The organism is Streptomyces sp. NPDC093598 (assembly GCF_044764825.1).
Classification (GTDB): domain Bacteria; phylum Actinomycetota; class Actinomycetes; order Streptomycetales; family Streptomycetaceae; genus Streptomyces.
This window is the reverse complement of record NZ_JBIWIV010000019.1, coordinates 46,601-73,469: the sequence shown is the minus strand read 5'-3', so window position 1 is coordinate 73,469 and position 26,869 is coordinate 46,601. Positions and strand designations below refer to the sequence as shown.

Sequence of the window (26,869 nt, the reverse complement as noted above, 5' to 3'; positions counted from 1 at the left end):
ACCGTGGGCAGCTCCGCCACACCCATGTGGTCCAGACGGTGCGGCCAGCTCCGCGGAGAACAGATCGACACCGAAGGCACGACGACTGGGGAACAGTAGCCGAGCCTGCGTCGCCTACACGCGCCGGCCCGCTCGGAACCTGCACGAGCGGGCCGGCGCTGCGTACCCGGCAGCCCACTACCGGGCACACGCCCACAAGCCGGCCAGGTCGCCGCCGCGACGCACCAAGACCGCACCGTGCGGGTGACCCGCGAGCCTCGGCTCAACCACCGCACCGAGCCTGTCCTGATCTTGTCTGTTCGGGGTACTCGCACCCTCACCAAGGAGACGGGGCTGCAACGCGGCCCGTCGTAATGGACCGAAGACGGACGGGAGGTGATCGTCGTGTCGACCATGCAGCCACCTCCTGCCGGCGCCGACCGCAGGAGTACTCACAGCACCGACGAGCCGATGAGCGAACTGGTGCAGCGGGCGTCGCAGCAGCTGACGGAGCTGGTGCGCGGCGAGCTGAGGCTGGCGCAGGCGGAGATGAAGGAGAAGGGCAAGCGCTACGGCAAAGGCGGCGGACTGTTCGGCGGAGCCGGGGTAGTTGGCTTCCTGATGCTGCAGGCGCTGGTCGCCACCGCGATTGCCGCGCTGGCGGTGCCGCTGCCGGTATGGGCCGCCGCCTTGATCGTCACCGCGGTGCTGGGTGTGATCGCCGCAGTGATGGCCATGAGTGGAAAGAAGCAGGTCGACCAGGCCGCGCCGCCCACGCCCGAGCAGACGGTCGAAAGCGTGAAGGCCGACGTGGCCGAGATCAAGGAGAGTGCACAGCGATGACCCAGCCGCCTCACGACGAGCCCACCGCCTCCAGCCCCAACGAGCTGCGCGAGCAGGTCGAGCAGACCCGAGAAGAGCTCGGGCAGACGGTCGAGGCGCTGGCGGCCAAGACCGACGTCAAGGCCCGCGCCCAGGAGAAGGCCGCCGAGGTCAAGGAACAGGCCGCCGCGAAGGCCGACGAGCTGAAGGAGCAGGCCTCAGCCAAGGCCGGGGAGCTGAAGGCGAAGGCAACCGGCCTGGCCCACCAGGCACAGGACAGGCTGCCCGACCCGGTCAAGGACAAAGCCGCCCACGCCGCCGGGCAGGCCAAGGCGAAGACGGCCCAGGCCGGTCAGCTGTGGGAAGAGAAGGTGCCCGAGCCTGTGCGGCAGAAGACCGCCCAGGGGGCACAGCTGGCGCGGGACAACCGCAACCTGCTCTTGGCGGCAGCCGGTGCGGCCGCCGTGGTGTGGCTGGTCTGCCGCCGCCGGAAGGGGTGAGCTGGTCGAAGGCATCAAAGATCGCCTACAAGCCGGTCGGTCTGGCCCTTGGAGCCGTCAGCGGCATGCTCGCCGGTGAACTGTTCAAGCAGGCGTGAAAGATGCTCGGCCACAACGAGGACGCACCGGACGCCACCGACGAGGAGCGCGCCTGGACAGAGGTGCTGCTCGCCGCCACCCTGCAGGGCGCGATCTTCGCCGGGGTCAAGGCCGCCGTCGACCGAGCCGGCGCCGCCGCCACCCGCCGCCTGACCGGCACTTGGCCCGGTTGACCTATGAGGATGAGCAAGGGCCGGTACGAAGCACGGATACCGGCCCTCTCATCGCCCCCGGCAAGTACCCGTACGAAGGACGCCCACAGTCATGTCCGATCAGCATGCGGCTGCCGCGCTGACCGCCGCCGCAGTCATCGCCACGATCTTGGTCGCCCGTGCCGTCATCCTTCGCCAGGGCGACCGAACGCGTGTCGCGCGCGTAGCAAACGTCGCGCGCCGTCGCACCGCACCTCACGCGGACAAGACTGCGTCATCTGCGGCCGGGGGCTCGGACGCCTCCTCCTGCGCCGTGCGAGAGGCTGAGCAACACGTCCACCACTGCTGGCGGCAACTGCAAACGAACGCCGACCCATCCGAGTGAACCGCCCGTGGGCACAGTCGCAGCCGCTTGGCAGAGGTCCGGGTCAGCAGCGTCGGCAGTGCGGCCTTGAGGGCTTCCTCCCGCCACCGGTCGGCCTGGGGGTCGAAGCCGTATGGACTCGTCGCCCGGGCGCACAGGGTCTCGACACGGTTTGAGAGCTTCCTTGGGGAGGTCCTCGCTCATCGCAAGCTCCCGCCACAGCGGGTACGTACGGGCATTGGCCATCCTCGGCTCCCCTCCCATGCCTAACCCGGCGTCACCGCCCGGGCGCCATCCGGGGAACGGCCGTGCGGCGCACCAGGGCCCGCGGGCGCGATCCACGAAGTCGCCTCGTCTCGACGCGCTGAACCGGTCCCCTGCTCGGGCGGCTCACTCTCTCGCAGCGCGAGGCTGCTGGAGGATCCCATGAGCTGCGGCCGTGTCTCCCGGCCGCAGGGTCCACGGCACGGATGGGATCTCGGCGAGCCACCTGCCGGCCAGGAGCCGCTGGACGATGATGCCCCGCAGCGTCCGCGGCCAACGGGGACTGGAGCACAGCTAACCGTACGAGGGGCCGTGCCCGTGCCTGGTCCGGAACACGGCGGTGACCTGGGCGGCTTGCAGGCCGTGGCCGGGGTTGCGCTCCTTCCAGGCGTCGTACGCGTCGCGTACGTGGCGCGGGGCCTTGCCGGTATAGCGGGTGGTAGTGAAGGCGGCCGCCACCTGAGCGCGGGGTAGGCGGCACAGGGTGCAGCGCTCGACCGCTTCCCCGTTCTGCCGGACTGTCGGGTGGGCCTCCTGCTTCCACTGTGCCCACTCGGCCTTGGTGGTCCGGCCTGGCCGGGGGGCCTTCCACGGACCTTTGCGCGGTCGAAAGTCGTCTGGGTCGGCCCGGTGAGGCAGCCGTCCAACCATGTTCCGCATGGAGGAGTCGAGCCGGTAGCGGTCGCCGTCGAGATGGGCGAGGAAGCCGCTCGTCACCAGGCCGGGCAGGCGATCACGACAGGCTCGCGGCAGGTCGTCCGGAACCGTGCCGTTCAGATGGGCAGAGGCGTGAGCCGCCAGGAACAGCGCGGCAAGCTGAGCAGCCGGCGGAGTCCCCGTGAGCAATGGGGCAGCCAGGGTGCGCGTGGTCCAGCCGGACACCCGCGACCGCGGATCCTTCCCGAGGGGAAGTGGGTGTTCGTCCGGACCGGCCGCTAGCTGTATGAGGGCTCGACGTTGGTGACGCTCTCGCGGAGGCGTGCTGCTGGCGGCTTTCCGGCGGCAGCACTATGCGGCCGATGGGTAATTGTAGTGGATATTCGACACTGCGATCGCGCCTGACCGGGCGTCCTCGCCGGTGAACTCGCGGGCGTAGAGGACTTTCTCGGCCATGATGCGCTGGTAGCGCTCCACGTTCCCGTTGTGCCGAGGTGTGTATGGCTTGGTTCTCTGATGCCGGGTGCCTTGCCCGACGATGCGGGCGAAGTCGCCGGAGCGGTAGCAAGCGCCATTGTCGGTGACGACCCGGTGGATGTGGTTGATGCCGTGGGCGGTGAACCAGACCTTCGCCCGGGCGAGGAAGGCAGCAGCCGTCGCCCCCTTCTCATCGCCCAGCGGTTCTGTGTAGGCGAGCCGTGAGAAACCATCGACGACGGAGTGCGGGTGACGTAGCCGCGCTTCGCCCCGGCCGACTTCGCCCGACTAGCGACCTTGGCCTGGTCGCTGTCCCGGCCGTGGATCCGCCACCCACCGCCATCAGGGATCCGGCCGACCTTCTTCACATCCAGGTGCACCATGTGTCCGGGCCAGCGGGCGGTGATCTTCCCCGGCTTTTGATTGTTCTCGGCCTGGGTCGATGAAGCGGCGTTTGCCGAGGCCGAGCCGGGTCAGGTGTCGGCTAACAGTCCGCCGGTCGATCACAAAACCGATGCTCACAAGTTCGTCGGTGATCCGTTGCGCGGACCACTTGTGCTCGCGGCGCCAGGACTCGATCTGCTCGATCACCCATGCTGGTGTCGCGTTCGGACTCCGGTGCGGGCTCGACGGCGGTCTTGCAGTCCCGCATCACCGTGTAATCGCCAGCGATTTACCCACTTGCTGGCAGCATGCACGGGAGATGCCCATTTCGGCGGCGACGTGGGCGATGGGACGTGTCTGGCACCGCTTCACGAGCCGCCTACGACCCTCGACGCTCAGGGGCGCATTCGCGTGGAGCACTCGTCGTCCTCTCGAAGTCAGACGACGGCAGGCGCGACACCTAGCGTGGGCGCCTGCCGCATTGCGGCCTTTCAGTCCTGCGGTGCGACGCGGATACGGTTCCCGTCAGGATCGGCTGCGAGGAAGGTCAGCCCGAACCCCGCATCATGTGGCTCCTGCAGGATCGTGACGCCCATGGACTGCCACTGCTTGAAGATCGCGTTGACCTCGTCGGGCCCACCGTCGATGGCCAGGCAAACCTCACTGGTACGCGGGACGTCCGGTGACAGATCCTCGAACTGGTCAGACCACAGAGCGAGGTCAGCGCCTGGCCCGAGGTCGAAGGTGATGTATCCCGGAGTCTCGAACGAAGGGCTCATGCCGAGGAGGTCGCCGTAGAAACGAGCTGCGGCGGGCGCGTCGTTCACATAGACGATGGACACGACGGATGTGGTCATGTTTGTTCCTTCTCACAGGTCGTAGGTACGCATCCGCCAGCCTGATCGGAATATGCGCCGCATCGTGTCGTAATTCCTGAAAAACTTGGGGTGTGACCCCAGATCGCTTCTTCACCCTGATGCTGCTCCTCGAATCGAGGGATGGAGTGACCACACAGGAACTTGCCTCGGCGCTCGGGGTTTCCCTTCGAACCATCACCCGGGACCTGAACTGGCTCCGCGACGCCGGTCTGCCCGTGACCGCACACCGGGGCCGCCTCGGAGGCGTGACCATGCTGCCCGGGTCCGGGCTCGATCTCACGCGACTCACGCCTGGCGAGCGTGATCATCTCTCGCTCACCGGGCTGGATGAGAAGCAACGTGCGGAGCTCAACGCATCGGTCGAAAGCCGGCGCGCGCTCTCCAAGATCGTCGCTACACAGTCACGTCGAGTTCATGAGCTCCTGCCGCTCACCGACGTAGTGCACGTGGACAGCCGCCCCTGGCTCCAGACACGAGCTTCCGGCACGACTCCGGCTTCGCTGATCGGCTCGGTGCGGCGAGGTCGCCAGCTACGGATCGAGTACGACAGCCCACGCGAGTCATGCCCACGCGACCAGCTCGTGGATCCCTACGGGCTGTTTGCCAAGGCCGGCATCTGGTATCTCGTCGCCGACTGTGCCCAAGTGCCACAGATTTACCGGCTCGAACGGATCACGACGTGGAAAGAAGTCGACCAGCCACGACGGATCCGCGAGAACCAAACCCTGGCTGCCGTCGCTGCAGCGCTCATTGATCAGTGGGAACACAACCATGCGATAGAGGTCAGCGCCACCATCGACCAAACCCAGATCGAGCGAGCGCGACGGATCTTTGGCCAACGACTCGTCTGGGACGACCATGAGGCATCCGCCACCGGCCACAAGGTGACGATCCGCTTCCTGCATCTGGAGGACGTGCGAGCACTACTGCCGTTCGGCAGCGCCATCACTGTGCACGGCCCCACCGAAGCCAGGGTTCACCTCCGCGCCCTCGCCACCGACCTTGCCCACCACTATGCGCCGTCACCAACGTCCTGACCCGCAACAACTAGGCTTCGAACACGGTGATCAAGTACGCGTGACCGCGGATCTTTCTGGATCTGACCCGGGATGATCTGGGTCATCCGCGTCGCATGCGACCTCGGACAAGTCCAGGTCCAGTACCTGCGGATGCGGGCCGGCCGAGCGCCGGAGCGGCGTTGGCGTGGACGTGGGGTCTCACGGTCGGCAGAGCAAGCTTGAGAGTGGCGAGCACTCTGCCAGGTCGGGGGGCCTATGGCGACGATTCTGGGGGGGACGTCTTCGTCGTTTCCGGTCCGTCGGCGGACGGGGTGTGGAGGCCGGTCGTGAACCGCTCGGGTGACCCGCTGGTAGTGGCGCTGTGACCAGCGCTGCGTCCCCGCCGTCTACACGGCGTCGCGCAACGCCTACGGCCAGCGTCGGCGGCGGCGAAGGCCATCGGTCAGTGGTGCGGGCCGGGGCCGGATGCCCCCGCGCGCCGTGCTGCCAGCCCTTGCCCGCACCTCCTCCTGGGGGGAGAGTCGGGGCCCGCAATCGTGCGGCCGTCCTGCCGCCAGTCGGCCCGGCTCCAGTTTTCCGGGTCATGCTCGTTGTGATCGCGGTAGATGGGCAGATGCACCTCCCTTTACGTCGCCAGGATTCAGGCGGAAGTCCGCGAGCTCCTGGGCGGTGCGGTGGATGTCGCGTTCGTAGTACGTCCAATGGACGCGCCCTGGGGCGAGACGCGGAGAGTGGACGGCCGCTGCGGCTTGCGTCCTGCGCAGGGCATACTTGCTCGACATGCTGTTCGCCAAAGGGGGGTAAAGCGAACTTGTCCAGCGATAACGTGGTCGTCGGCCTTGTTCTCGTCGGGGTGTGCAACCTGGTATTGGCTCTCAATACCTGGTCCCGCCGTGGACTGTGGGATTCGGACCGAGACCTGATGCCAAAGTGGGTTGCGCTGATGAACGGCAGGGCCGCACTGAACTACCAACTCGCGGCAGCCGTGTTCCTCTTCGGACTCGCGATCGTCCTCGCTTAGGACGTGTCCGGCCGATCATGTTGCTGGTTAGGGTGCGAGCGTGTCGAAGACGAGCGTGAGCAACGAGACCAGCACCATGCTCTGCCTGTGGGTCGAGCCATGGGGAACCGATCACTGGATGCGTCCGGGCGAGGAGTTCACGGTGGTGACTGAGACGGAGGCGGAGGAGTCGCCGTTCAATGTGGTCGTGCATGGTCAGGGCATCACGGTGTGGGTGAACTCTGGCAACGATGCCGAGGTCTTCGACAAGAACGGAGGCCGAGTGCCGTGTGGGCACCAGCGGACGGCCGAGGGCGGTCTTTGAGCTGGGTCCCGGATCTTCAGGTCCGGAGCCAGATTGCCACGGCTGCCGCTGTCGCGGTGCCAAGGTAGACGTAACCGCGCTTGTCGTATCGAGTGGCGACAACTCGGGACTGACTGGGTGCGGTCTGTCCTTTGACCTGGAGTGATGACCAGAGAGAGCGGTCGGCAGCGGCCGTCCGCGCTCAGATGGACCTTGCTGGTGAACCCGCCCCGCGAACGACCCAAGCCCTCACTTCCAGCACTACCTCCACCAGGCGGCCGACGAGGCTCTGCCACGGAGTCTCGTCCTGGTGTTCCACCTCGTCGGCCCCCTTTGTGGCGGGCGCAGGGGGCGGATCGGTGCGGGCCCCGGCCGCGTGTTGATGCGCGCAGACGATGGTGGAGTCCACAGAGATGTCCCAGGCGATTTCACCTGCCGCGTCGGCTGCGGCCTGGACCTGCTGAAGCAGACGTTCCCAGGTGCCGTCGGCCGACCACAGCCGGTGGCGTTCGTAAACAGTCTTCCACGGGCCGAACCGCTCGGGCAGTCCCGCCACTGAACGCCGGTCCGCACCCGGTGCAGAATCCCGTCGATCACCTGACGGTGATCCCGCCACCGGCCGCAACAGCCGTTGCTCACCGGCAGGTACGGCCGCAGCCGTTCCCATTCGGCATCCGTCAGATCTCCCCGCCCCATGTCCACATCAACGGCCTGTGGACGAAGTAGTCACATGATCGACCGGACAAGTCCTAGCAGCAGCAGTATCTGGTCATGACACGGTTGACGAACGCCTCCGTTGGCGGCCGGCCGCGGCCGGTAGGCTCTGGCCCCGACGGAGGCCCGCAAGCCGCCGCACCACGGCCATTGCGGAAGGGGAACGTGATGAACGCTGCGGAGTACGGCTATGAGGTGCTGCCCGGAGTGGCGGTGGACACCCCGGGCGTCGAGGACGTCCTACGGCGGCGTGAACGCGGCCTGCGGTGGGGCATCCTCGCGCTGACCGCCGAAGTGCTGCTGTTGGCGGCCGTCCTCACTGTGGCGGGCCCCGGCTCCGCCCCGGGCTTGGTCACCGCCGCCTGCGTGATCCCCGGCATCGCGGTCACGGTCGGCCTGACGCTGCTGTGGCGCCGGGCGCGACGCCGGGAGCGGCTGGTGATGTCCACCTACGGCTGGCAGGTCTGGCCCGTGCGCACAGAGGACGTCCGGGTGGTCGCCGCCGAGGGCGAGCGGGTCCAGGGCCGCCGCTGGGGGACGGACGGGCGGGTGGTGCTGCTCCAGCCGGACGGCCAGAGCCACTGCTCGTTCCCCGTCCCCGCGGACGGCTGGGACGGCCCCCGTCCGCGGGGGCCCCGCCCGGCGGACCGTGTGTGGTTCGCCGGCGACACCAGGTTCGGCGGCATGATCGCCGAACCTGGCGGGCTGCCCTTCCGCTACGTGGTCCGCTCGACGCCGGGCAAGCGCCGTGGCACCGGACCGGAGGACGAACTGGCCCGCCGCGCGGGCCTGATGCCCCGGAACCGACGGCGGTAGGCATTCCCGCCGCCTCCCGGCCGGATGCCGGACGCTGTAGAAACTTGGCCTGACGAAGGCGGCGTGCGGCAGGCCTGTGCCCGGCCGCTGCCGAGTGCAGGCGGCGGGCGGGCGTGTGCATTGCACACCCTTCGCTGACGGTCCCGATCGCAGCGGCTGGCGGAGTCGGCGCCGCCCTCCCAGGTTGCCGTCTACCTCGTCTACGCCAACGCCCGCGGACACACGGAGGTGGACCGACAGCTGTACATCCCGCGCTCCTGGACGAGGGACCCGGCCGCTGCCGAGCCTCAGGGCTCCACGAGGTGCTGCGGACCTTCGTCCGCATCCACGCCCTGCTCCGCACCTGCCGCAGGAAGACCTGGCCCCTCGCCGGTTTCGTCCCCGCCGCCGCCCCCTGGTCTCACGTCCTCCCAGGAGCCCGTGCCAGGTTCGCCCCCTGCTCAAGCCAGCAGGACATCCTCACCCGCCGTCACAGGGACGATCTGCTCGGCCGACGGCGCCTTGGCCCTCACCGGCGTCCCGAAGTTCGACAGCGTCATCGTCGTCATGGCCTTCACAGCGCCGAAGCAGGACAGCCGGACCTGAACGGCGCGCCCCTTCCCATCGACCCACACGTCCGCGTAGACGGGCATGTCGTCGCCCAGCTTTTCGCGCAGGTCGTTCAGCCCTCGCTTCGTCTCCGCCGTCATCCGGAGCGTCGCGGTGGCGTGGTCGATCGTGCCCCGGTAGTGCACCGCAGGGGCGCCGTTCACCTGTTCCTTGCCCTCGTTCGACACCTGCCGCATCGCCTTCACCTGGCGCAGCACGTGCTCCGGGTCATTCAGCGGCGCCCGCAGGAAATAGCGGGTGAGTGCCTCGCTGCGGACGGCCGAGGCCCACCTGTCCTCGCCCACATCCCGCGAGCCCCGCACATATACAGTGTCGCCGACAAAGACCTCCTCGACGGGGTCCATGCCACTGTCCTCGAACTCCACCGTAAGCCGGCCCCTGTCACCTGCCAGGTCGAACGCGCCGGCGATCGCGAACACGTACGTCCTGGGGCTGTCGGCGGACTTCAGCTCGATCTTCTCGTCCACGCGGGCGCTGTCCGCGCTCGTCCTCTCGATCGCTACACGCACGGCTGCCCCGTGATCCATAGTCTTCTCCGCACTTTCCTCCGCCGCACCGCCGGAACAGGCGGTGCTCAGCAGGAGGACAGCAGCGGAGAGGAGGTGGGCGCGGCGCATGAACTCTCCGGGGAATCGTTACTGCGGCAGGGTGGAGCCCGAGAGGGCCTGTAGATCGTCGCACGAAAGCGGATGCAGGGCCCGAGATTTTCGGCCTCGACGCCCGTGGTCTCCCAAGTCCGCACCTCAGGAGGCCGGGACGGCTTGCCCAGTGCTGGTCGAGCCCATGGTCGGGGCTGGCTCGCCTGGCGCCCGCTGGTGGTTGGTGTGTGCTCATCGTCGTGGCTCCTTCGCTTCGAACCGCCCTTAGGTGGGCGGTGATCGAGGGAGCAGCATGCACAAGACCCCCTTGACCGCGGTCTGACGGCGCCCGGGTAGCTGGTGTGGGCAAGGGGAACGTGGCGAAGGTCGGTGGCGCGCAGACCGGGACAAGGGGTCATGGTCGGGCCGACCAAGCTGGACAAGGGGGCCAGTTTTGGCCCTTGCAGCTCGATACTGGTCGATAGTCTGCCCGGCATGAGTGACGGCATCGCGTGGATAGGCGCACACCACCACACCCCTTCATCGACCGTGCCCGGCATGCTCGGCGGCATCTCGCTGACCCTGGCCCGAGGCGTGGAGACGGACGAGTTCCTCATCAACCTGGGCGCCGACCTCGACGAGCTAGCAGCGCGCACCCCGTGCAGTGAGCTGCGTGCGCCGGCGGGGCAGCCGGGCCAGCCCTCACCCCATCTCAACCGCGCCATGTACGGCACGTGCGGTGAGTGGACGTACGTGCTGGACGACTGGGGCATGGCAACCTGGGCGACCGGTTACCAAGGGAAGGTGGAGTCGATGCTTCCCTGCGGGGGCGAAGAGATCGTCTGCCTGACCGCCAACCGTTTCAGCCCCCCGGCGCTGATCATCCATGCGCCCGATGCCTGCGCCTACCGGGCTGACTTCGGCACCGACACCGGGCAGGGCTCGGCCCTCGATGCCGCCCTCCGCGCCGCGGGCGCGGTGTTCCCGTCGATGCCTGAGGCCAGTGAGGCCGAAGTCGTCGCGTACTTCGAGGAGCATGGCGAGCGCCTGCCCGAGCTGGTGTTCGCCGCCGTGGGCGCCTACACGGGCGTGGCCATCGACCAGGACGCCGTGAAGGCCGGTGACCTTCCCTGCGTCCTCATCGCCCCGGCATGACGCGTCTGCAGCTCGCATGAGACCGGCCCCACCCTGATCGCAAGGTGGGGGCCAATGCCTTTGATGGCAGGGGTGTTACTTCGCCGCTACTGAACTTGAATCCGTGATGTCGGAAAGTCGAGCAGGCCGGTGGCGGCAAGGCAGTCATCGACGTTGTCCTCGCGGTACCGGTCACGGCGTGACCTACTCGTTCTTCGCGACGTAGGCGGCGAGGGTGCCGAGGGCCAGGCAGAGGGGCGAGTACAGGGCCAGGTCCCACCGTGTGAAGGTGGTGGGCTCGTCGGCGAGTCCGGAGGAGACCAGACCCGCGCCGCCGCGGAGCAGCAGTACGCCCGCGACGGTGGCAGCGCCCAGGCGTCCGAGCCGGGCAGGCAGCAGGCGCGGGGCCAGGCCCGCCTGAGCGGCGACGAGATAGGCCGCCGAACCGAGTGCCGCCGCCACGGTGGCCGTGGCGGCGGCACTGGGGGCCTCGGCTTCGGACACGCCACCGATCGTGCGGGTGAATTCGGCGCGGTCGTCGAACGGCCACGGTGAACAGACCCAGACCACGTGCAGGGCCGCGGCGGCGGCGAGGCCGGCTGCCGCCACCCATCCAGCGGGCTTGGTGAACCTCATGAGCATTCTCCTTGTCCGGACGTGACGGGGAACCGCCGGCTCACAGGGCAGGGCGGCCTCAAGGCCCACATGTGATGGCGCGCGGTGGCGTCGTGGCCGTCCCGGTCAGCGCCCTGTCGGGGGCAGGCCGAGCACTCCGCGCACTGCCCGGTCCATGAGCTCGATGTCGTAGGGAGCCCTTCCGGCCAGCTCGATCCCGACCGCCTCGACGACCGAGGTGTAGGCCGCCGCGGTCTCCCGGGGCGGCGGCCCGGGAGGGATCACCCCACTCGTCCTGCCCGCAGCGATCAGGTCAGCACAGTCGGCGTCGAGCCGGTCGACGATCCCGGCGATTGCCCGGCCCACCGGATGGTCCTGCCCGGCGAACTCGATCCTCAAGGTCAACAGGACTCGCGCCACGTCCCGGCGGCAGAAGACGGCATGCTTCCGGGCCAGCGTCAGCAGCGCATCGACAGGGTCGGCCTCGGCGGCGGGGCTGCCCACCTCCGCGGTCCAGGTCTCCTCGACCCACGTCACAACCGCCAGCGCCAACTCCTCCTTGCCGGCGAACTGGTGATACACGGCACCGCGGGAGTACCCCGCCTCGCCGGCCACCCAATCCAGCGTCAGGTGGGCATAGCCGTGGGTGGACAGCCTTCGGGCCGCGGCTTCCAGCACTGCTTGCCTGGTCCTCGCACGCCGCTCGGCCTGTGTCAGCCGGGGTGTTGCTCCCGTCATCGCTTCTCGCATGCAGACAAGTCTGTACGTCTCTTCTTTCGGCTCCGCCGGCTGTTCAGCGGATTCCCTGACGGGACGCGTCCGGCTGATCTGTCCCAGCCGCGGTCTCGGGTGGCGGCCCGGAGACGAAGCGGCTTCGGCGCGTGTCCCCGAGCACGATGAGTCCGCCGATGATCGGGAATGCCCAGCCCGGCGAGGTCGGGCACACGATCGCGAGGGGCAGCCCCCAGGCGAGGAAGATCCACCCCAACCACCCCGGCACACGACGGTGCTGGCGCGCTGACCACAGGACGTAGCAACCGAAGGCGAGCACTGGGACGGCCCAACTGCCGAATGTGGCCCAGAATCCGGCCGCGCGCTCGAACTGGCCAGGCGTGGCGGGCACGTCGATGGTGAAGGTGTTCCACACGCCCTCGTCGACGACCTTCGCCCAGAGGTCGCCCTCCTCCAGCGGTGCGACGACGACGTGCACGACGCCCATGCCGATGGCGAGCCAGCCCGCAGCCGCCACGAGGCGAAAGCTCATCTTCTCGCTGATCTCTCTCCCCATAGAAACAAACATACACGTTTGTAAGTTTGTGTGAAGGGGGCGGGCCGGGGCGACGATGGTCGGGTTCACGTGAATGCGCGATGTCGGTCAGCGGTCAATGAGCAGGCCGGTACCGGCGAGGCAGCCGTCGACCACGTCGGGGCGGTACTGGATCTGCTTGAGTCTGCGTTTCACGGCCCTGGTGATCTGGCTCAGGTCGGCTGCGGCAAGGTTGCCGATGTCGCGCTTGACCATCGACCAGATGCCCTCCTGCGGGTTCAAGTCCGGTGCGTAGGAGGGCAGCTGGAAGACGGTGAGCCAGTCGGCGTTCGCGGCGATGAAATCCCTCAGTGGGACCGTCAGGTGGATGCGTACGTTGTCCCAGACCAGGACGATCGGGCCGCCGAGCTGGATGCGGGCCCGGATGAGCAGGTCGCGGAAGTCGCGCCAGCCGAAGCCCTTCGGCTGGTCCTTGCGGCCGTTGTACTCGATGATCGCGTAAAACATCCGGGACCGCTCACCCGGCTTGTAGCAGGTCATGCCTGCCATCGACACCCGCCCCGAGCCCCGGCCCCGCACCCGCACCACCGGGGTCCGGCCTCTGCGGCCCCATGTCCTGGCGCGCGGCGGCGACATCGACTGGCCTGCCTCGTCCTCGAAGACGATCCAGCCGTCGCACGCCGCCGCGATGCTCTTACCCGCGGCCATACCTCCATCTTCCACAGCTCCACGGCCTCGTCGTCTCGCTCGATGGCCCGCCGTGCGGGCTGCTGCCACGACCAGCCGTGCCGCTTCAGCAGCTGCCAGGTGCCCTCCACGGTGTAGGAGACGTGGAAGAGCCGGCCGATCAGCGTCTTGATCCGCGCCAGCGTCCACCGCTGGTCAGCCCAGCCGTGAGCCAGCGGGCCACACTCCAGCTCCCGTTCAAGCCGGGCGATCTGTGACTCACCGAGCCGTGGACGCCCGGGTGATCCCCTCGACAGGACCCCCGGCCTCGCCCTGCTCACGCCACTGCCGACGCCACCGCTCCACCGACCGCTCACTCACCCGCAACGCGGCAGCGATGCCCTTGTTCTTCTCCCCGCCCTTGAAGCGTTCCACTGCCTCTAACCGGACCCGCTCCCGCGCGGCCCTCCCGACGTCGGTCAACCCGCCGCCCTGTGCATATCTCACGCCCCACAGGGCTACCGGACCAACCGGCCCTCGTCAGGCGAACGGCCCGACATCACCGAATCAAGTTCAGTAGCTTGCAGATCACCGGCTGACCGCCGCCGATGCCGTACGTGCAGGTGCCGCCGTCATCCATCCGCGTGTCCAGCCAGTACGCATCCTTGTCCACGATTCGCATGTCCCGCATGAACGTCGCGAAGTGGTTGCCCATGGATTCATGGTGGCGTTTCACGTGGCGGTGGGTGATCAGGCTGGTGGCGAGGCCGAGGAAGGCTTCGTGGATGTCGTCGCGCCGTTCCCAGCGGATGCGTAGGCGGCGGAAGCCGTGCAGCCAGGCGATGGTGCGTTCAACCACCCAGCGGAAGACGCCCAAGCCGGAGCCGTGTTCCTGACCGCGTTCGGCGATCACCGGCGTGATGCCGCGAGTTCGCACAAGGCGCCGGTATTTGTCGTGGTGGTAGCCGCGGTCGGCGAGCAGTGCATCCGGGCGCCGGCGGGGTCGGCCGATGAGCCCGGCAACCGGTGGAACCTTGTCGAGCAGCGGCAGCAACTGCGTGACGTCGTTGCGTTTGCCGCCGGTCAGCGACACCGCGATCGGGATGCCCTGGCCGTCGGTCAGGACGTGGTGCTTGCTGCCCGGCCGTGCACGATCGACCGGGCTGGGCCCGCTTTTGGGCCCAGCCGGGCCGCCCGGACGTGGGAGAATCGATCAGCGCCCGCGACCAGTCCAGCTTCTTCGCCGCCCGCAGCTTCCTGAGCAGCACGACGTGCAGCTCCTCCCATACGCCGGCCTGGTCCCAGGCTGCCAGACGCCGCCAGCAGGTCATGCCCGAACCAAAGCCCAGCTCCTGCGGCAGATACTCCCACTGGATGCCGGTGTGCAACACGAACAGGATCCCGCACAGTGCCTGCCGGTCCGGCACCCGCGGCCGCCCCTCCTTCAGCTTCGGGCAGCAACGGCTCGATCAGCGGCCACCGTTCATCGGACACGATCCACGGCTGCGACTGACGTTTCCCCACGACCAGACCAACGAGCACACAAGCCGACAGTCACCCCACGGCAGTTTCTGATAGGACCTCTAAGAACTCCGAACGAAATGATCTTCGAGGTGGTTGGATCACTCCGGGACCGGTGATCTGGGGGGTGCGTGCGGGTTGGCTCGGCCGAACCCGTGGGAAGTTGACGATGAGCTGTGGGAGGTGATCGAGCCACTGTTGCCCAGGGTCGAGCGTCGGACGCGACATCCGGGACGCAAGCGGCATCCGGACCGGATGGTGTTTCAGAGCATCCTGTTCGTGTTGCACACCGGGATCTCCTGGGAACACCTGCCGCAGGAACTGGGCTTTGGGTCGGGCATGACCTGCTGGCGGCGTCTGGCCGAGTGGACCGAGGCCGGCGTGTGGTCCCGGCTGCACGAGGTTCTCCTGGCGAAACTCCGCAGCGCGAACGCCCTGGACTTCTCCCGGGCAGGTGTCGACGGCTCCCACATCCGAGCGTTGAAGGGGGAGCTAAGACCGGACGAAGCCCCCGTAGACCGGGCAGAACCGGCAGCAAGCATCACCTGATCACCGACGCCACCGGGATCCCGCTCGCTGCCACCCTGACCGGCGGCAACCGCAACGACGTGACCCAGCTCATCCCGCTACTCGAAGCAGTATCATCCGTGCGGGGCAAGCGCGGCCGGCCCCGGCGCCGCCCCGACGTGGCGCTCGGCGACCGAGGCTACGACCCACGACAAGTACCTCCGCCTCGCCCGGGCGCTCGGCGTGAAACCCCTGATCGCACGCCGAGGCACCGAGTACGGCTCCGGATCTGGCACCAACGCTGGGTCGTAGAGCGGGCGTTGTGAGCTCCTGCACGGCAAGGTCGTCGAAGCCGCCCCGCCACACGAGTGGCTTCAGGGCACCTACCTCTCGGTGGACCTGCCGCCCGGCACCGACCCGGCTGCCCTCACGGAGGCGCTGAAAGTACCCGCCCAAGCCGGTGCCCTTCACTGGGAGATCGACTCCTGACTCGAACAGTCATTCCGTTAGGAGTTCTAACCGATCATTTCAGAATGAGGTTCGGAGTCGTCGCAAGCAGATGATGCTGCAGGCGAGTTGGAGCAGTCCGAGGTGAAGGTCGGCTCGTATCTCGTAGCGGATCCGGAGCCGCTTGAACTGGTGGAGCCAGGCGAAGGTTCGCTCGACGACCCACCTGGTCTTGCCCAGGCCGGATCCGTGGGCGGTACCCTTGCGGGCGATCCTCGGCGTGATGCCACGGGCGCGGAGCAGGCGTCGGTACTTGTCGTAGTCGTAGCCACGGTCGGCGAACAGCTGCCGTGGCCGGTGGCGGGGCCGGCCCACCAGGCCGCGGATGCGAGGGATCGTGTCCAGCAGGGGCATGAGCTGGGTGACGTCGTGACGGTTTCCGCTGGTCGCGGAGCGGGGCTGTCCGGTGTGGATATCGGCCGCCCGGCCCGGCCGCACTCACGACATCACAGCCGCCCGCCGCGACCGAATCCTGGCCCACCTGCGCGCTGCCGGTCTCGGCGCCCTGGCCGACCTGGGCTTTATCGGCCTGGACGACGACGGGGACGACCCCGTGGTCGTCACCGGCTTCAAGGCCACCCGCGCCCGCAAGCTCGCACCCGCCGAAAGGGAGGCCAACCGCATCCTGGCCGCCGGACGCGCCCCGGTCGAACGCGGCTTCGCCCATCTGAAGAACTGGCGGATCCTCATCAAGCTCCGCACTGGCCCCGCCCTCGCCACCCACCTGCTTCGCGCGCTGCTCATACTGACGAACATCGAGGCCACTACAGGCAATTGATCTCTACCGCAGGTAGTCCACGACCAGCACAAGCACACGGAACAGCGTCACCGGGCCGGGATCGGCTGGGTGAGGTTCACCGGGTTGCCGTCGGGGTCCGAGATGTGGGCGACGCGCTGTCCCCACGGCATGTCGTTGGGGCCACTGCGGACCGAGCCGCCCAGCGCCGTCACCCGGCCGAGCATCTCGTCGACGTCGTCGACACCGATGCTGAGCAGGATCCGCGGTGCCGCCCCGGTCCCCGGGTTCTCCTTGGCCACCAGCCCGAGGTCGGTGTCGCCGATACGCAAGCCGAGGTAGAAGGCCGGGCCTTCCGCCGGTACCCGGAAGATCTCCTCGGCGCCGAACAATTTCGTATAGAAGCCGAGCAGGACGTCCTGGTGGGCAGTGAGGATCACCGGCTGGATGGTGGACATGGCACTCCTGACGAGAACGGTTGTGTCGCTGGGTAGACCGTTCGAGGACGGTGAACTCATCGGCAAAACCGTCCTGCCAGACGATCTACATCCCAGACTGCCGCCCGCGACCAGTACGAGCAGCCCGAAACGGGTCACACCACCCCTGCTGACCAGCCACTGCAAGATGGCGCAGCCTCAGTGATGGCGCGTTGCCTGAGATCGCCGAACAGCTGCATCGTGACGGCGGCCAGGACGTCGTCCCCGCCAACAGTCCGCCCGTCCCCGCGACGGGTGGACAGGGCGAGGAGGGGGTCCTTGAGCAGCGGGGCCGGGGCTGGCTCGCCCGGCACCACCAGACTGACCGTCCCGAACCGCTTGACCCCGCCCTCGCGGACGACCTTGGCCGCGTCCCGGGCCAGGGCCGTCAGGAACACGCTCGCGATTCCGTCCAGGTCGCGGACCATCGCCGGGACCGCCCTCACCCCCCGGCTCCCCAGCAGTCTTCTCACCCCGGCCTCGAACCGGTGGGCACCAGCCACACCACTCGGTGTACGCGCCCCGCGGCGCTCACGAAGAGACACGAGCGCACCATCGGCGTTGCGCACCTCGCCCATCAGGCCGTGGAAGGTCGGGCTGTGCAGGTACCACGCCGATCCCACCTCCACCTCGATGTTCCGGTCGATCGCCGAGATGAGGTCCTTGGGGATCAGCCTCTTCCTGACCTCCTCGGCCGCCGCGCTTCTCGCGCCCTCGATGATCTCCGTCAGCACGGTCCGCGTCACCGACGCGGCGGCCCACGCGGCCGACCGGGAGACGTGCAACGAGGTCACGTCCCTGAACACCGCTTTGACGAGCTGAGGCTTGAACGGCAGGTCGGTCACGACGGAAGCGGTCTGCGGACCGCTGCGCTCGGTGCGCAGGGGTTGTGTGGTCATCGAAGAATGTGCTTTCTGCTGTCGGAGGTGTCAGTGGCCCACGCCGCACCGGGCGGCGAGACCACAGAACTCTGCGGAGGGCGCCGAGCCGACACAGGGCCTGCCGGGCGGGGCCGCCGGCACACAGAAGTGCAGGCGGCCCCGCCCGGATTCTCGGCGTTCCGGCGACCGGGCGTGCGGCAGGGGGTGCCACCCAGGCGACGCGCTGTGGTGCGGCGCCGGGCCGGTCAGGCGACCTGGTACCTGCCGACTTCCAGGAAGTGGCGCAGTGCTTCGGGTGTGTTGTCGTCCAGGGCGGCGTTGGCTGCCGCGCGCAGGGCCGGGCTGATGGACGAATCGGCGAGGATGCGGGCGATGGCGACGCGGTCGTCCTCGGCCTGGGCGATGCGGTAGCCGGTCTCCAGCCAGTCGCGCATCGCCTCGGGGTCGTTGGCGTCCAGGAGGGCGTTGGCTTCTCGTGTCACACGCCGACCGCTGTCCGAGTCGGCGAGGATCCGGACTATGGCCACCCTCAGGTCGTCGGCGTCCGGCTCATCCGCGGACGAGGACACCGCGGGCACCGTCACCGCGGTCGGTGCCGCCGTGGCGGCGAAGGACGGGGCGGCGAGCAGGAGAGCCGGGGCAAGGATGCCCGCGGCGATGCCGGGCACTACGCGATGCAGTCGCAAGGGGAATGCTCCTCTTCGTTCGCGACGGAGGTGAGTTGAGGACGCCTCAGGGCTTTCACTTCGGTGATGTTGCCACCTGGGTCTGACAGTGGCAGTCGCCCCGCTGCGGTCGCAGGGCACCGTCGCCGCGGACGTGGCCGGTTTTCATGGCGACGCGCGTTCGAGAAGGGCGGCCTTGAGCGCGGCTCGTGGCTGTCGGGCGTGATCGGGGCGAGACGATTCCTGGGGGCGATCGTGGTGTGGTCAGAGCGTGTGGTGGTGCGTGACGGGGTTCGGCTTGTCTGCCGGGACCGGGGCGGGCCGGGGGAGCCGGTCGTGCTGCTGCACGGCTTGGCCGGTCATGCGGGTGAGTGGGAGGTGGTGGCCGCGCGGCTGATTGCCCGGTACGGGTCGTCGCGGTCGATCAGCGCGGGCACGGCGCGAGCGAGCGTCATCCGTACGCGCGGACATCCACCTCAACCTGCTCCAACTCGCCTGCAGCATCATCTGCTTGAGACGACTCCAAACTTCACGTTGAAACGATCAGTAAGAAGGGCGGAAAGGTGCCGGCCGACGTGCACGCCGCCCTGACTGCCCTCGTCCAGTGCGACGCCACCCGCGACAAGTCCTTCTCCCTCGACCTGCGAAACACCCACTGTCCGGCATCGAACTCCCGCCTCGCTACCGTGACTCCGGCCCCTACGCAGCGCCTACCGACGTTCTGACGCGCCCGCACCCGGGGCCGGGTTGGCGGACGCCGGCCGAAGCTCAGCGAGGACCAGGCCGCGCTCGCCCAACGGCTCTCCGACGAGCGGGAGAAGACGGTCCAGCAGATCGCCGACATGTTCGGCGTGCCGCGGTCGACGGTGTACGGGCACCTCGACAAGACCAGGACCGTGCCTCGCCAGCCGGTCACGAAGCCCTGAAAGCTACCGGTGGGCTACTTGTTCCCCGGTGTCCGGGCCAGGACTCCGGGGCCGAACAGGGCTTACCAATCTCCCAAACGTCTCAATTTCGCCTCTACCACACCTTGGGAACCATCCCCCACGCATGCTAGCTTCCCCGTTCGATTCCGAACTGCTGTGACACAGCGGCAGCTTCGAGACAACGGGCATGTCTTCAGACATGGCTTCAGACATGGGAGGCCCCATGAACAGAAGCGCCGCCGTGCCCCTCGGCGCGGCCTTACTCCTTCTCCTCGGCACGGCCGTGCCCGCCGCCGCGGGAACCCCCGGCGACGCCGCGGCCACCGACGGGGCGACGCTCTACCGCGACAACACGGTCGACGTCTCCTACCGCCAGGTCGCCCCCGGCGACGCGGCGTGGAGCCAGGTCCCGGCCGCCCTCCGCGGCAGAGCGACGGAGGGCTCGTACGTCGCCCGGCTCCAGCTCGAGAACGTCTCCGATCACCCCGTCTCCAAATGGTCGCTGACCTTCGAGCTCTCTGACCGCATCACGGACACCTCCGCCGCGAAGCTCGCCGCCCCCCAGGACGCGCGCACGACGCTCCAGGGCGTCGGCCCCACGAACACCCTCCAGCCGGGCAGGACCGAGACCGTCTGGTACCGCGCCGAGCCCGGCGCCAAGGCCGATACCCCGACCTGGGCGTCCTTCGCCAAGCACGGCATCTCGCCGACGGAGGACACCGACGGCGACCGTCTCCCCGACGACCTGGAGGTGCGCGCCAAGCTCGACCCCAAGTCCGAGGACACCGACGGCGACGGCCTCTCCGACTTCGCCGAGCTCGGCTATCGCTTCAGCACCCCGCTCAAGGCCGACACCGACGGCGACGGCACCAAGGACGGCGCCGAGGACCCCGACAAGGACGGCCTCACGGCCACCCGCGAGCTCAATCTCCGCACCACGCCCACCCGCGCCGACACCGACCAGGACGGCCTCGCGGACGCCCGCGAGCTGAAGCTCCGCACGGAGCCCACCAAGGCCGACACCGACGGCGACGGCGTCCAGGACGGCGAGGAGACGAGGCTCAACACCTCCCCCCGCGCCAAGAACTCCGCCTTCGACGTGACCCGCCGCGCGGACGGCGGCGCCACCGCCGCCGAGGCCACGCTCAAAGGCCTGCGCGCCAAGCAGGTCGGCGGCTTCCAGGTCACCAGGCTCCCTGCCAAGCAGCGGGAGTTCCCCGAGTCCACTCCGGGCTACCTCGGCAACGGCTTCCAGGTCTCCGCCCCCGCGGACGGCGCCGCAAGGCTCACCTTCCGCCTCGACCCCGACCGTACGGAGGGCACCGCACCGGCCCTCTACCGCTACGACGAGAAGGCCCGCCACCTCGTCAAGCAGTCAGGCCAGCAGCGCAGCGGCAGCACCATCACGGCCACCGCCACGGCCGACGGCTCCGCCAAGTACGTCGTCCTCGACAGTCACGCCTTCGACAAGGCAGGCCCCAAGGCCCCTGGCAAGCGAATCCTCTCCGACGGCCCCGGCGACGGCGGAGACCCGGGCGACCCGCTCCCGACCGACATGCTGATCCACCAGTCGTCCTTCCGCGAGGGCCGCCGCAAGGCCCCCGACCCCCAGCACCCGCCCGTCCCGGCCGACCCGCGCGTCGCCGACGACCTCACCTTCAACGACTACAACTTCGACGAACTCACCGACCTCGGCGGGGAGTTCTGGGTCGCCCGCATCACGCCCGAGTCCTGGATGTGGGCCGAGTTCAACGACATCATGAACTTCGGCAAGCTCGGGGCCGACGCCGACTACGCCCAGTCCGTCGACGACCTCCGCAACGCCTTCCGCTACGGCCGCGACGGCCAGAGCGCGGGCACGGTCACCGTCGACGACAACTTCGACCCCGGCCGCTACCTCTACCGCGGCTCCGGCACGGCCCTCTCCCGCGCCGTCGGCGCCTCACCACAGGAGAAGACGTACACCGACAAGGCCGGCCAGATCATCAAGCAGTCCCTCATCGACAACAAGGGCCGCACCGATCAGCTCAAAGTCCAGGAGGACCTCTCCAAGAACTTCCTCTTCCAGGAGTTCCTCCGCCAGGACGTGAAGTACCCGGTGTACGACTTCTCGCTCTGGGACGCCAACCAGCGTGCCCTCTCCATCGCGATCCACCAGTTCCACGGCCACACGATCGCGCTGAAGGACTACAAGGTCGAGGGCAACTCCTTCTCCGGCAAGCTCGTCTTCCACTCCTACGACCACTTCGGTCTCGACCCGGACGACGAGATCACGGAGTACGGTTTCATCGACTGGTTTACGCTCCAGCACTATGACCGGTTCGACGGGAAGTACCCCCCGCCGATCGCGCAGGCGGACATCGAGATCCCCATCAGCGGCACGTTCTGACCTCGCCGACCTGATGCCCCACAGGCGCTCGCCGGGCCGGGTCCTGGTCGTCACGCTGCTCGTCGTGACGGCCGGGTACCTGGCCTGGCGGGTCGCCGTCCTCGCGGGCCTGGAGGCCCACTTCGGCAGCGGCTTCGACGAGCAGCGCTTCAACCGGCTGCAGCAGGAGTACGACCGCCGCGAGGACGCCTTCGCCCGGGCCGACGCCCGGATGCGGAAGCTGATCGCGGAACACCCCCGCGCCGAACGCATCGACTGGAGCCGGTACCGGACCTGCGTCCGCGAGCCCGGCCGCCCCTCCGACACGTGCACGACGACGCCCCCGCGCGACCAGAAGGTGTACGACGCCCTCTGGGGCGTCAGCGTGATCCTCTACCAGCCCAAGGACGAGGGCCGCACGTTCTACCGCTTCTACCACGAGGACCCCCCGCGCTACACGATCATGCGCGCCCCCGAGGACACCGCGGAGGAGGCCGAGGAGTACGCGGACGCCCACGGCTTCCGCTCCACCCGCCCCCTCGGGCCCGGCTGGACGATCCTCGGCCCGATCGACGACATCGGCCGCGAGGAGAAACAGTTCCCGTAGGAGGGCTCGCGGAACGCTTCGCCGGGAAGCAGCAGGCACGAGAGGAGACCCCCACCCCCGTGAACACGTTACTGATCACCGCCGACCGTGTCATCGCAGGCCCCGCGGACCGGGTGACCGCCGACGGCGCCGTGCTCGTCGACGAGAGCACCGGCGCCCTATCCGCCGTCGGCCCCGCCGCCGAGCTGGACGCGACGGTGGATGTGTTCGCCTACGCCCGGGCCGAAGGCATCGAGCTCCGCTTGGACGCCACCGAGATCCAGGTCCGCAGGCCACCGGCCGACCGTGGCGGGCGGCGCGCGTTCATCTCGAGCAAGAAGAAGCAGAACACGAAACCGCCACTGGCACTCCCCCGACCGCATCACCGTCGAACACGCCCTGGCAGATCACAAACGCTGGAAGCAACTGATGCGCTGGACCCACCGCCGCGACCGCCTGCCCGACACCTACCGAGCCATCGCCGGCATCGTCTCCGACCGCACCTCCAGCATCTGAAAACAGGCCACCCAGGCCGAACATGTCCCACCCGCTATCACGCACCAGCTCGTTGGCGCACGTCCTGACGTCGTTGTCCTCAATTCTCAACTACTACTGCGAGAGAGGCGTGATCACATCGGCACCTACTCCTACAAGGTTCATGGGGCAGGTTGCCGCTTCGTGCGCGACAACGGCACTGAGGTCGATGTGGACTTCGCACCGAAGGGAGCGAAGTCTTCGACCTCTGGCGGCTGCGCGGGTATGGGCTGAGTCTGCCGGAGCCTGTTGACGTCATGGATGAGGACATGCGGTCTGCAGTGCGGTCGCTGCAACCGCTTCTGAACGAGGTGCGGCCGGGGTGGTTCAGCGTAGCCAACTGATCGCTCAGGCTGAGGTTCGCAGGCGGCGCAGGCATATAAGGCTGCAGGCCAGTTCGAGCAGGCCCTGATGGAGATCGGCACGTCGCTCGTAGCGGTTGCGGAGCCGCTTGAACCGGTGCAACCAGGCGAAGGCGCGCTCGACCACCCAGCGCACCTTGCCCAGCCCGGAACCGTGGGCCACGCCGCGTCGGGCGATCACCGGCTTGATGCCGCGCTTCCACAGCAGACAGCGGTACTTGTCGAAGTCGTAGCCCCCGTCGGCGTACAGACGCCGCGGCTTGCGGCGGGGCCGCCCCCGAAGCCCCCGGATCGGCGGGACCGCGTCCAGCAGGGCCAGCAGTTGTGTGACATCGTGCCGGTTCCCGCCGGTGAGCGTGACGCCGAGCGGGGTTCCGTGACGGTCGACGATCAAGAGGTGCTTGGAGCCGGGGTGGACGCGGTCGACGGGTGAGGGGCCGACGTGATCCCCCCTTTGAGAGCCCGGACGTGCGAGCCGTCCACGGAGCAGTCGTCGAGGTCCAGCAGGTCGGGGCGGCGCAGCTCGGTCAGCAGGGCGGCGTGCAGGCGGGGCCAGACGCCAGCCTCGGTCCAGTCACGCAGCCGGCGCCAGGCCGTCACCCCGGAGCAGCCCACCGTCTCCGCAGGTACATCACGCCACGCGACACCGGTCCGCAGCACGTACATGACACCCACGAGTGCCGCTCGGTCGGGAACACGCAGCCGCCCGGGGTGGCGACGGCGCCGCTCGGGAGCAGGCGGCAGCAGCGGGGCGACCCGCTCCCACAGATCGTCAGGAACAAGATCAGCACGCACCCCGGACACCCTGCCGACCAAGATCGTCGAGCACAAGACCCGCGGCCCAACTCATTCTGAAACGATCAGTAAGTCGTTCCAGTACCGGTCCCAGCAGGCGCCCGCGCCAGCGTGTCCCTACCAAGCGATCTTGTCGCGCGTATCACAATGAGTGGTTGACGTCGCGAGATGGGCCAATCCCTGCTAGCGACAAGAGGGCTGGAAACACAGGGCCACGCCCAGCATCCCTCGGCTTCCCGATCCTACGAGTGGTCAAAACAAGCAACCGACAGCGTAAGGAATCGTGCATGCGCGCGCTCGTCCTAGACCGTCCCGGACCGCTCGACAGCCTACACAGCACCGAGCTGCCCGTCCCGGCGCCAGGTCCCGGCCAGGTACGCGTGAAGGTCGAGGCGTGCGGACTGAACCCGGTGGACTACCAGATCGCGAAGAACGGCGTCGCCGGCTTGGCATGGCCGCACGTGCTTGGCCTGGACGTGGCCGGCACCGTGGACGCTCTGGGAGAGGGGGTGACCCGTGTCGGCGTCGGGCAACGTATCGCCTACCACGCAGACCTGCGGCGCCATGGCGGATTCGCCGAGTACACCGTCGGTGACGCGGAGGTTTTGGCTCAGGTACCCGCAGCGCTTGATCTTGTGAGTGCTGCTGCGTTGCCGGCCGCCGGTATGAGTGCCTACCAGGCTCTGGTCCGGCGGCTGCATATCTCCGAGGGTCAGACCGTGCTCGTGAACGGCGGAGCGGGCGGCGTGGGCGGATTTGCCGTCCAGCTGGCCGCGATGACCGGCGCCCGGGTACTCGCGACCGCCTCCGCGCGCAACGCCGACTACGTGCGGAAGTTGGGCGCGCAGGTGGTCATCGACTACCGCACCGAGGACGTGCCTGACCGGGTATACGAGCTGACCGGCGGGCGGGGGGTTGATGCGGTTGTCGACACCGTCAGCACCGAGTCGGCCACCGCTTCCCTTCGCCTGCTGGCGTACGGCGGCGGACTGGCCGCCGTCGCGGGGCGGCCCGACGTCACCACGGTGGCGCCCTTCACCATCGCGCCCTCGGTGCACGAGATCGCGCTCGGAGCCGCCTACAGCAGCGGCGACGACAAGGCCCGGACGGACATGGCCGTAATGCTCACCGAGCTGTGCGCGCTGGCTGCCGACGCTCGGCTCGATCCCCTTCTGGCCCGGACGGTCACGCTCGACGAAGTTCCGGCCGCCCTGGAGGAACTGGCCGGCCGCCACGTCCGGGGCAAGCTCGTGATGACTCCAGGCTGAATGCGCGAAAGCGTTCAACGGTTCTGCCCAGAGCGCGTTCCCCGGCCGCTGTCTCAAGCGGTGGACGCGTCGACAGAACAGCAGCCATGTCCAGGTCCGTTGCCTCGGCGCGTAGGCCATGGCCAGCCTGAAGGGCTGGCGACTGTTCCGAAAGCTCCGATGCAACACCAACCGCATCCGCGACATCGTGAAGGCCGCCCTGGCCCTTCACCAGGCCTCAGGCTGAGGTTGGAAAGGGCTCCTTGTCGAGCCCGTGGAGGGCGAGGGCCCAGGGGCAGGCGTCGACGTCGCCGAGCTCGGGCCGGTGGGGACGGAACCTGAGGTCGTTGCCGTCATCGAGGAGGTAGACGGGGCGTTCGGGCATGCCAAGGACTTCTGTGATCAGACCGAGGGCGAGAGGGTGACATGGCCAGCTGCGCACTTGGTGGTCGTTTCAGCGTGACGGGAGCGACGAGGATGGCATCGGGGTCGGGCAGGACGTCAAACCGGAAAGGAAGTTTGCAGGGCGGCGAGTCGGTCCTCGCCTTCCTGCAGGGCAGCAGCCAGGGTGGCATCAGTCAGTAGGGCGGGCATCCGGCTACTGAGGCTGGTGAAGGCGGCGCTCGAGCACTTGGAGGGGCCCGCGCTGCGCACCGCGCGGTGCGCAGCGCCACGGTAGGGGGATCCGGCGTATCCTCCGACCCGATACGCCGAACTCCCGGTGCGCGATACGGCGGATCGTCGGTGCCCGCACTGACCGCGCCGGTGCGCCTTATCCGTGCGTCACCCGCAGCGGCGGCTCCATCCACGACCTGCGCGGCTACAACCTCACGACCAGACCCGCTCGGTGAAGATCAACCGCAACGACTGCGGCTGACCCCCTTTACCGCACCACAAGCCGACAGCCCCCCCCGCCCGAGAGACGAAACAAACCGGTTCAGGCGGCATCGTGAATGACGAGCTTGAACTCGGCGAGGGTCAACAGACGCGGGATGGCGTCGTTGTGCGTGACACGGAGCGCAACCGGGGTGCCCGGGGCGACGAAGACGCCGTGGTTCTTGACGTAGAACTGGCCGCCGGGCGTCGGCGTGCGGTGCTCGGTCGCCGTGGTGTCGTTGGGATTGGGCGTCAGGCCCAGCGGGTCACGTACGTACTGGTCGCGCAGCTCGGTGTAGCCGGCCGTGCCGCTGGCGGACTCCCACTGGATCATCGCGTGCAGATGGCCCCAGCCGGCCTTGGACGGCCAGATCAGGCCGCTCCGGTCGTCTGCCGCCCAGTCACTCACCACGTAGCCGTCCGGCTGGACGGCCTGGTGCATCTCGAATCGGTCCGTCGATTCCGCCGCTCCGAAGGGGAACCGGACAATCGTGTACGCGGTGCCCGGCGAGATCAGCTGAGGTGTATCGACCTTGAGAGAGCAGACCTGCACTCCGGCCGCAACGCCACCATCCGTAGCCATA

Annotated in this window: 27 protein-coding genes and 8 pseudogenes; 17 read left to right on the top strand and 18 right to left on the bottom strand. The window is 68.5% G+C overall.

The genetic code is table 11. The features are described from left to right. The first annotated feature begins 393 nt into the window (after nt 1–393). The 3 genes and pseudogenes from ACIRDU_RS34575 to ACIRDU_RS34565 all read left to right on the top strand — a co-directional run bounded on the left by ACIRDU_RS34575 (nt 394) and on the right by ACIRDU_RS34565 (nt 1,573). Entirely contained in the window at nt 394–822 is a 429-nt protein-coding gene (locus tag ACIRDU_RS34575) for a phage holin family protein (protein WP_403587389.1), read from the top strand. After that, nucleotides 819–1,301 carry a DUF3618 domain-containing protein gene (locus ACIRDU_RS34570; RefSeq protein WP_403587245.1) on the top strand — a complete coding sequence of 161 codons (483 nt, stop codon included), beginning with the start codon at nt 819–821 and terminating at the stop codon, nt 1,299–1,301. The genes ACIRDU_RS34575 and ACIRDU_RS34570 overlap by 4 nt, the downstream gene beginning before the upstream one ends. Before the next feature lie 65 nt (nt 1,302–1,366). Further along, nucleotides 1,367–1,573: pseudogene (locus tag ACIRDU_RS34565) on the top strand (DUF4235 domain-containing protein). Nucleotides 1,574–2,474: 901 nt separating this feature from the next. Here the strand turns inward: ACIRDU_RS34565 and ACIRDU_RS34560 are convergent. The 3 genes and pseudogenes from ACIRDU_RS34560 to ACIRDU_RS34550 all read right to left on the bottom strand — a co-directional run bounded on the left by ACIRDU_RS34560 (nt 2,475) and on the right by ACIRDU_RS34550 (nt 4,555). Beyond that, nucleotides 2,475–3,062: a hypothetical protein gene (locus ACIRDU_RS34560; protein ID WP_403587242.1), complete on the bottom strand. Its 588-nt coding sequence runs from the start codon at nt 3,060–3,062 to the stop codon at nt 2,475–2,477. 53 nt (nt 3,063–3,115) lie between these two features. Then, nucleotides 3,116–4,118: pseudogene (locus tag ACIRDU_RS34555) on the bottom strand (IS481 family transposase). 71 nt (nt 4,119–4,189) lie between these two features. Beyond that, nucleotides 4,190–4,555 (bottom strand): VOC family protein, encoded by a 366-nt coding sequence (locus ACIRDU_RS34550; protein ID WP_403587239.1) that lies wholly within the window; start codon nt 4,553–4,555, stop codon nt 4,190–4,192. Between the two features lie 92 nt (nt 4,556–4,647). On the opposite strand from ACIRDU_RS34550, the gene ACIRDU_RS34545 reads away from it, so the two are divergent. Together ACIRDU_RS34545 and ACIRDU_RS34540 are read left to right on the top strand one after the other, a co-directional pair. Continuing rightward, on the top strand, nt 4,648–5,613 hold the full coding sequence (locus tag ACIRDU_RS34545; RefSeq protein WP_403587236.1) for a helix-turn-helix transcriptional regulator: 966 nt from the start codon (nt 4,648–4,650) through the stop codon (nt 5,611–5,613). A gap of 1,043 nt (nt 5,614–6,656) precedes the next feature. Next, on the top strand, nt 6,657–6,920 hold the full coding sequence (locus tag ACIRDU_RS34540) for a hypothetical protein (protein ID WP_403587233.1): 264 nt from the start codon (nt 6,657–6,659) through the stop codon (nt 6,918–6,920). A gap of 181 nt (nt 6,921–7,101) precedes the next feature. Here ACIRDU_RS34540 and ACIRDU_RS34535 read toward each other — a convergent pair. Beyond that, nucleotides 7,102–7,595 (bottom strand): annotated as a pseudogene (locus tag ACIRDU_RS34535) (IS5 family transposase). Nucleotides 7,596–7,781: 186 nt separating this feature from the next. Between ACIRDU_RS34535 and ACIRDU_RS34530 the strand changes: the two are divergent. Beyond that, the gene (locus tag ACIRDU_RS34530) at nt 7,782–8,429 is read left to right on the top strand and encodes a hypothetical protein (protein ID WP_403587230.1); all 648 of its coding nucleotides are present in this window, start codon (nt 7,782–7,784) and stop codon (nt 8,427–8,429) included. Nucleotides 8,430–8,869: 440 nt separating this feature from the next. Here ACIRDU_RS34530 and ACIRDU_RS34525 read toward each other — a convergent pair whose 3' ends face one another. Beyond that, nucleotides 8,870–9,505 (bottom strand): LppX_LprAFG lipoprotein, encoded by a 636-nt coding sequence (locus ACIRDU_RS34525; RefSeq protein ID WP_403587227.1) that lies wholly within the window; start codon nt 9,503–9,505, stop codon nt 8,870–8,872. Between the two features lie 606 nt (nt 9,506–10,111). Between ACIRDU_RS34525 and ACIRDU_RS34520 the strand changes: the two genes are divergently transcribed. Continuing rightward, the gene (locus ACIRDU_RS34520; RefSeq protein WP_403587224.1) at nt 10,112–10,771 is read left to right on the top strand and encodes a hypothetical protein; all 660 of its coding nucleotides are present in this window, start codon (nt 10,112–10,114) and stop codon (nt 10,769–10,771) included. A gap of 183 nt (nt 10,772–10,954) precedes the next feature. Here ACIRDU_RS34520 and ACIRDU_RS34515 read toward each other — a convergent pair whose 3' ends face one another. From ACIRDU_RS34515 to ACIRDU_RS34490, 6 genes and pseudogenes are all read right to left on the bottom strand, one after another. Continuing rightward, complete coding sequence (locus tag ACIRDU_RS34515; protein ID WP_403587221.1) at nt 10,955–11,386, bottom strand: DUF3995 domain-containing protein; 432 nt, start codon at nt 11,384–11,386, stop codon at nt 10,955–10,957. Nucleotides 11,387–11,491: 105 nt separating this feature from the next. Beyond that, on the bottom strand, nt 11,492–12,043 hold the full coding sequence (locus ACIRDU_RS34510) for a TetR/AcrR family transcriptional regulator (protein WP_403587218.1): 552 nt from the start codon (nt 12,041–12,043) through the stop codon (nt 11,492–11,494). A gap of 115 nt (nt 12,044–12,158) precedes the next feature. Further along, nucleotides 12,159–12,653: a DUF6463 family protein gene (locus tag ACIRDU_RS34505; protein WP_403587215.1), complete on the bottom strand. Its 495-nt coding sequence runs from the start codon at nt 12,651–12,653 to the stop codon at nt 12,159–12,161. Nucleotides 12,654–12,740: 87 nt separating this feature from the next. Beyond that, nucleotides 12,741–13,340: a transposase gene (locus ACIRDU_RS34500; protein ID WP_403587212.1), complete on the bottom strand. Its 600-nt coding sequence runs from the start codon at nt 13,338–13,340 to the stop codon at nt 12,741–12,743. After that, a pseudogene (locus tag ACIRDU_RS34495) lies at nt 13,268–13,805 on the bottom strand (winged helix-turn-helix domain-containing protein); the annotation flags it as partial. The pseudogene ACIRDU_RS34495 and the gene ACIRDU_RS34500, both read right to left, overlap by 73 nt. 220 nt (nt 13,806–14,025) lie before the next feature. Then, nucleotides 14,026–14,822: pseudogene (locus tag ACIRDU_RS34490) on the bottom strand (IS5 family transposase); the annotation flags it as partial. Between the two features lie 180 nt (nt 14,823–15,002). Between ACIRDU_RS34490 and ACIRDU_RS34485 the strand changes: the two are divergent. Both ACIRDU_RS34485 and ACIRDU_RS34480 read left to right on the top strand, forming a co-directional pair. Next, nucleotides 15,003–15,368: a transposase gene (locus tag ACIRDU_RS34485; RefSeq protein ID WP_403587209.1), complete on the top strand. Its 366-nt coding sequence runs from the start codon at nt 15,003–15,005 to the stop codon at nt 15,366–15,368. After that, nucleotides 15,365–15,652, top strand: coding sequence for a transposase (locus ACIRDU_RS34480; protein WP_403587387.1), 288 nt, complete (start codon nt 15,365–15,367; stop codon nt 15,650–15,652). The genes ACIRDU_RS34485 and ACIRDU_RS34480 overlap by 4 nt, the downstream gene beginning before the upstream one ends. A 202-nt stretch (nt 15,653–15,854) precedes the next feature. On the opposite strand, the pseudogene ACIRDU_RS34475 reads toward ACIRDU_RS34480, so the two are convergent. Beyond that, nucleotides 15,855–16,220 (bottom strand): annotated as a pseudogene (locus ACIRDU_RS34475) (transposase); the annotation flags it as partial. A 19-nt stretch (nt 16,221–16,239) separates the two neighbouring features. Here ACIRDU_RS34475 and ACIRDU_RS34470 point away from each other — a divergent pair. Next, nucleotides 16,240–16,611, top strand: a complete 372-nt coding sequence (locus tag ACIRDU_RS34470; protein ID WP_403587206.1) for a transposase family protein — start codon at nt 16,240–16,242, stop codon at nt 16,609–16,611. Between the two features lie 47 nt (nt 16,612–16,658). On the opposite strand, the gene ACIRDU_RS34465 is transcribed toward ACIRDU_RS34470, so the two are convergent. From ACIRDU_RS34465 to ACIRDU_RS34455, 3 genes are all read right to left on the bottom strand, one after another. After that, complete coding sequence (locus ACIRDU_RS34465) at nt 16,659–17,027, bottom strand: VOC family protein (RefSeq protein WP_403587203.1); 369 nt, start codon at nt 17,025–17,027, stop codon at nt 16,659–16,661. A 134-nt stretch (nt 17,028–17,161) separates the two neighbouring features. Then, nucleotides 17,162–17,944, bottom strand: coding sequence for a hypothetical protein (locus ACIRDU_RS34460; protein WP_403587201.1), 783 nt, complete (start codon nt 17,942–17,944; stop codon nt 17,162–17,164). Nucleotides 17,945–18,171: 227 nt separating this feature from the next. Beyond that, nucleotides 18,172–18,612 carry an ALF repeat-containing protein gene (locus tag ACIRDU_RS34455; protein WP_403587198.1) on the bottom strand — a complete coding sequence of 147 codons (441 nt, stop codon included), beginning with the start codon at nt 18,610–18,612 and terminating at the stop codon, nt 18,172–18,174. Between the two features lie 234 nt (nt 18,613–18,846). Between ACIRDU_RS34455 and ACIRDU_RS34450 the strand changes: the two are divergent. From ACIRDU_RS34450 to ACIRDU_RS34425, 6 genes and pseudogenes are all read left to right on the top strand, one after another. Continuing rightward, a pseudogene (locus tag ACIRDU_RS34450) lies at nt 18,847–19,049 on the top strand (alpha/beta fold hydrolase); the annotation flags it as partial. 306 nt (nt 19,050–19,355) lie between these two features. Next, a pseudogene (locus ACIRDU_RS34445) lies at nt 19,356–19,517 on the top strand (helix-turn-helix domain-containing protein); the annotation flags it as partial. Between the two features lie 223 nt (nt 19,518–19,740). Then, the gene (locus ACIRDU_RS34440; protein WP_403587195.1) at nt 19,741–21,906 is read left to right on the top strand and encodes a DUF3289 family protein; all 2,166 of its coding nucleotides are present in this window, start codon (nt 19,741–19,743) and stop codon (nt 21,904–21,906) included. A 13-nt stretch (nt 21,907–21,919) separates the two neighbouring features. Next, nucleotides 21,920–22,492 carry a hypothetical protein gene (locus ACIRDU_RS34435; protein WP_223124638.1) on the top strand — a complete coding sequence of 191 codons (573 nt, stop codon included), beginning with the start codon at nt 21,920–21,922 and terminating at the stop codon, nt 22,490–22,492. Between the two features lie 59 nt (nt 22,493–22,551). Continuing rightward, on the top strand, nt 22,552–23,055 hold the full coding sequence (locus tag ACIRDU_RS34430; protein ID WP_403587191.1) for a hypothetical protein: 504 nt from the start codon (nt 22,552–22,554) through the stop codon (nt 23,053–23,055). Further along, nucleotides 23,024–23,239, top strand: a complete 216-nt coding sequence (locus tag ACIRDU_RS34425) for a DUF6896 domain-containing protein (RefSeq protein ID WP_403587384.1) — start codon at nt 23,024–23,026, stop codon at nt 23,237–23,239. Before ACIRDU_RS34430 ends, ACIRDU_RS34425 begins: the two co-directional genes overlap by 32 nt. A 114-nt stretch (nt 23,240–23,353) precedes the next feature. Here the strand turns inward: ACIRDU_RS34425 and ACIRDU_RS34420 are convergent. Continuing rightward, nucleotides 23,354–24,162, bottom strand: a protein-coding gene (locus tag ACIRDU_RS34420) for an IS5 family transposase (RefSeq protein WP_403587188.1) whose coding sequence is annotated in 2 segments (ribosomal slippage) — nt 23,354–23,823 and nt 23,823–24,162 — 810 coding nt in all. Because the reading frame shifts where the segments join, the coding sequence is not laid out codon by codon here. Nucleotides 24,163–24,449: 287 nt separating this feature from the next. Between ACIRDU_RS34420 and ACIRDU_RS34415 the strand changes: the two genes are divergently transcribed. Next, entirely contained in the window at nt 24,450–25,430 is a 981-nt protein-coding gene (locus tag ACIRDU_RS34415) for a zinc-binding dehydrogenase (RefSeq protein WP_403587185.1), read from the top strand. Nucleotides 25,431–25,647: 217 nt separating this feature from the next. Here the strand turns inward: ACIRDU_RS34415 and ACIRDU_RS34410 are convergent, their stop codons facing one another. Continuing rightward, the gene (locus ACIRDU_RS34410) at nt 25,648–25,794 is read right to left on the bottom strand and encodes a hypothetical protein (protein WP_403587182.1); all 147 of its coding nucleotides are present in this window, start codon (nt 25,792–25,794) and stop codon (nt 25,648–25,650) included. Between the two features lie 552 nt (nt 25,795–26,346). Then, nucleotides 26,347–26,868 carry a hypothetical protein gene (locus tag ACIRDU_RS34405; RefSeq protein WP_403587179.1) on the bottom strand — a complete coding sequence of 174 codons (522 nt, stop codon included), beginning with the start codon at nt 26,866–26,868 and terminating at the stop codon, nt 26,347–26,349. Between the last annotated feature and the right edge of the window lies 1 nt (nt 26,869).

Coding starts and splice junctions, on each gene's coding strand:
- ACIRDU_RS34575 (WP_403587389.1), top strand. CDS start 394: ATGCAGCCACCTCCTGCCGGCGCCGACCGCAGGAGTACTCACAGCACC.
- ACIRDU_RS34570 (WP_403587245.1), top strand. CDS start 819: ATGACCCAGCCGCCTCACGACGAGCCCACCGCCTCCAGCCCCAACGAG.
- ACIRDU_RS34550 (WP_403587239.1), bottom strand. CDS start 4,555: ATGACCACATCCGTCGTGTCCATCGTCTATGTGAACGACGCGCCCGCC.
- ACIRDU_RS34530 (WP_403587230.1), top strand. CDS start 7,782: ATGAACGCTGCGGAGTACGGCTATGAGGTGCTGCCCGGAGTGGCGGTG.
- ACIRDU_RS34520 (WP_403587224.1), top strand. CDS start 10,112: ATGAGTGACGGCATCGCGTGGATAGGCGCACACCACCACACCCCTTCA.
- ACIRDU_RS34515 (WP_403587221.1), bottom strand. CDS start 11,386: ATGAGGTTCACCAAGCCCGCTGGATGGGTGGCGGCAGCCGGCCTCGCC.
- ACIRDU_RS34505 (WP_403587215.1), bottom strand. CDS start 12,653: ATGGGGAGAGAGATCAGCGAGAAGATGAGCTTTCGCCTCGTGGCGGCT.
- ACIRDU_RS34500 (WP_403587212.1), bottom strand. CDS start 13,340: ATGGCCGCGGGTAAGAGCATCGCGGCGGCGTGCGACGGCTGGATCGTC.
- ACIRDU_RS34465 (WP_403587203.1), bottom strand. CDS start 17,027: ATGTCCACCATCCAGCCGGTGATCCTCACTGCCCACCAGGACGTCCTG.
- ACIRDU_RS34460 (WP_403587201.1), bottom strand. CDS start 17,944: ATGACCACACAACCCCTGCGCACCGAGCGCAGCGGTCCGCAGACCGCT.
- ACIRDU_RS34440 (WP_403587195.1), top strand. CDS start 19,741: ATGAACAGAAGCGCCGCCGTGCCCCTCGGCGCGGCCTTACTCCTTCTC.
- ACIRDU_RS34435 (WP_223124638.1), top strand. CDS start 21,920: ATGCCCCACAGGCGCTCGCCGGGCCGGGTCCTGGTCGTCACGCTGCTC.
- ACIRDU_RS34415 (WP_403587185.1), top strand. CDS start 24,450: ATGCGCGCGCTCGTCCTAGACCGTCCCGGACCGCTCGACAGCCTACAC.
- ACIRDU_RS34410 (WP_403587182.1), bottom strand. CDS start 25,794: ATGCCCGAACGCCCCGTCTACCTCCTCGATGACGGCAACGACCTCAGG.
- ACIRDU_RS34405 (WP_403587179.1), bottom strand. CDS start 26,868: ATGGCTACGGATGGTGGCGTTGCGGCCGGAGTGCAGGTCTGCTCTCTC.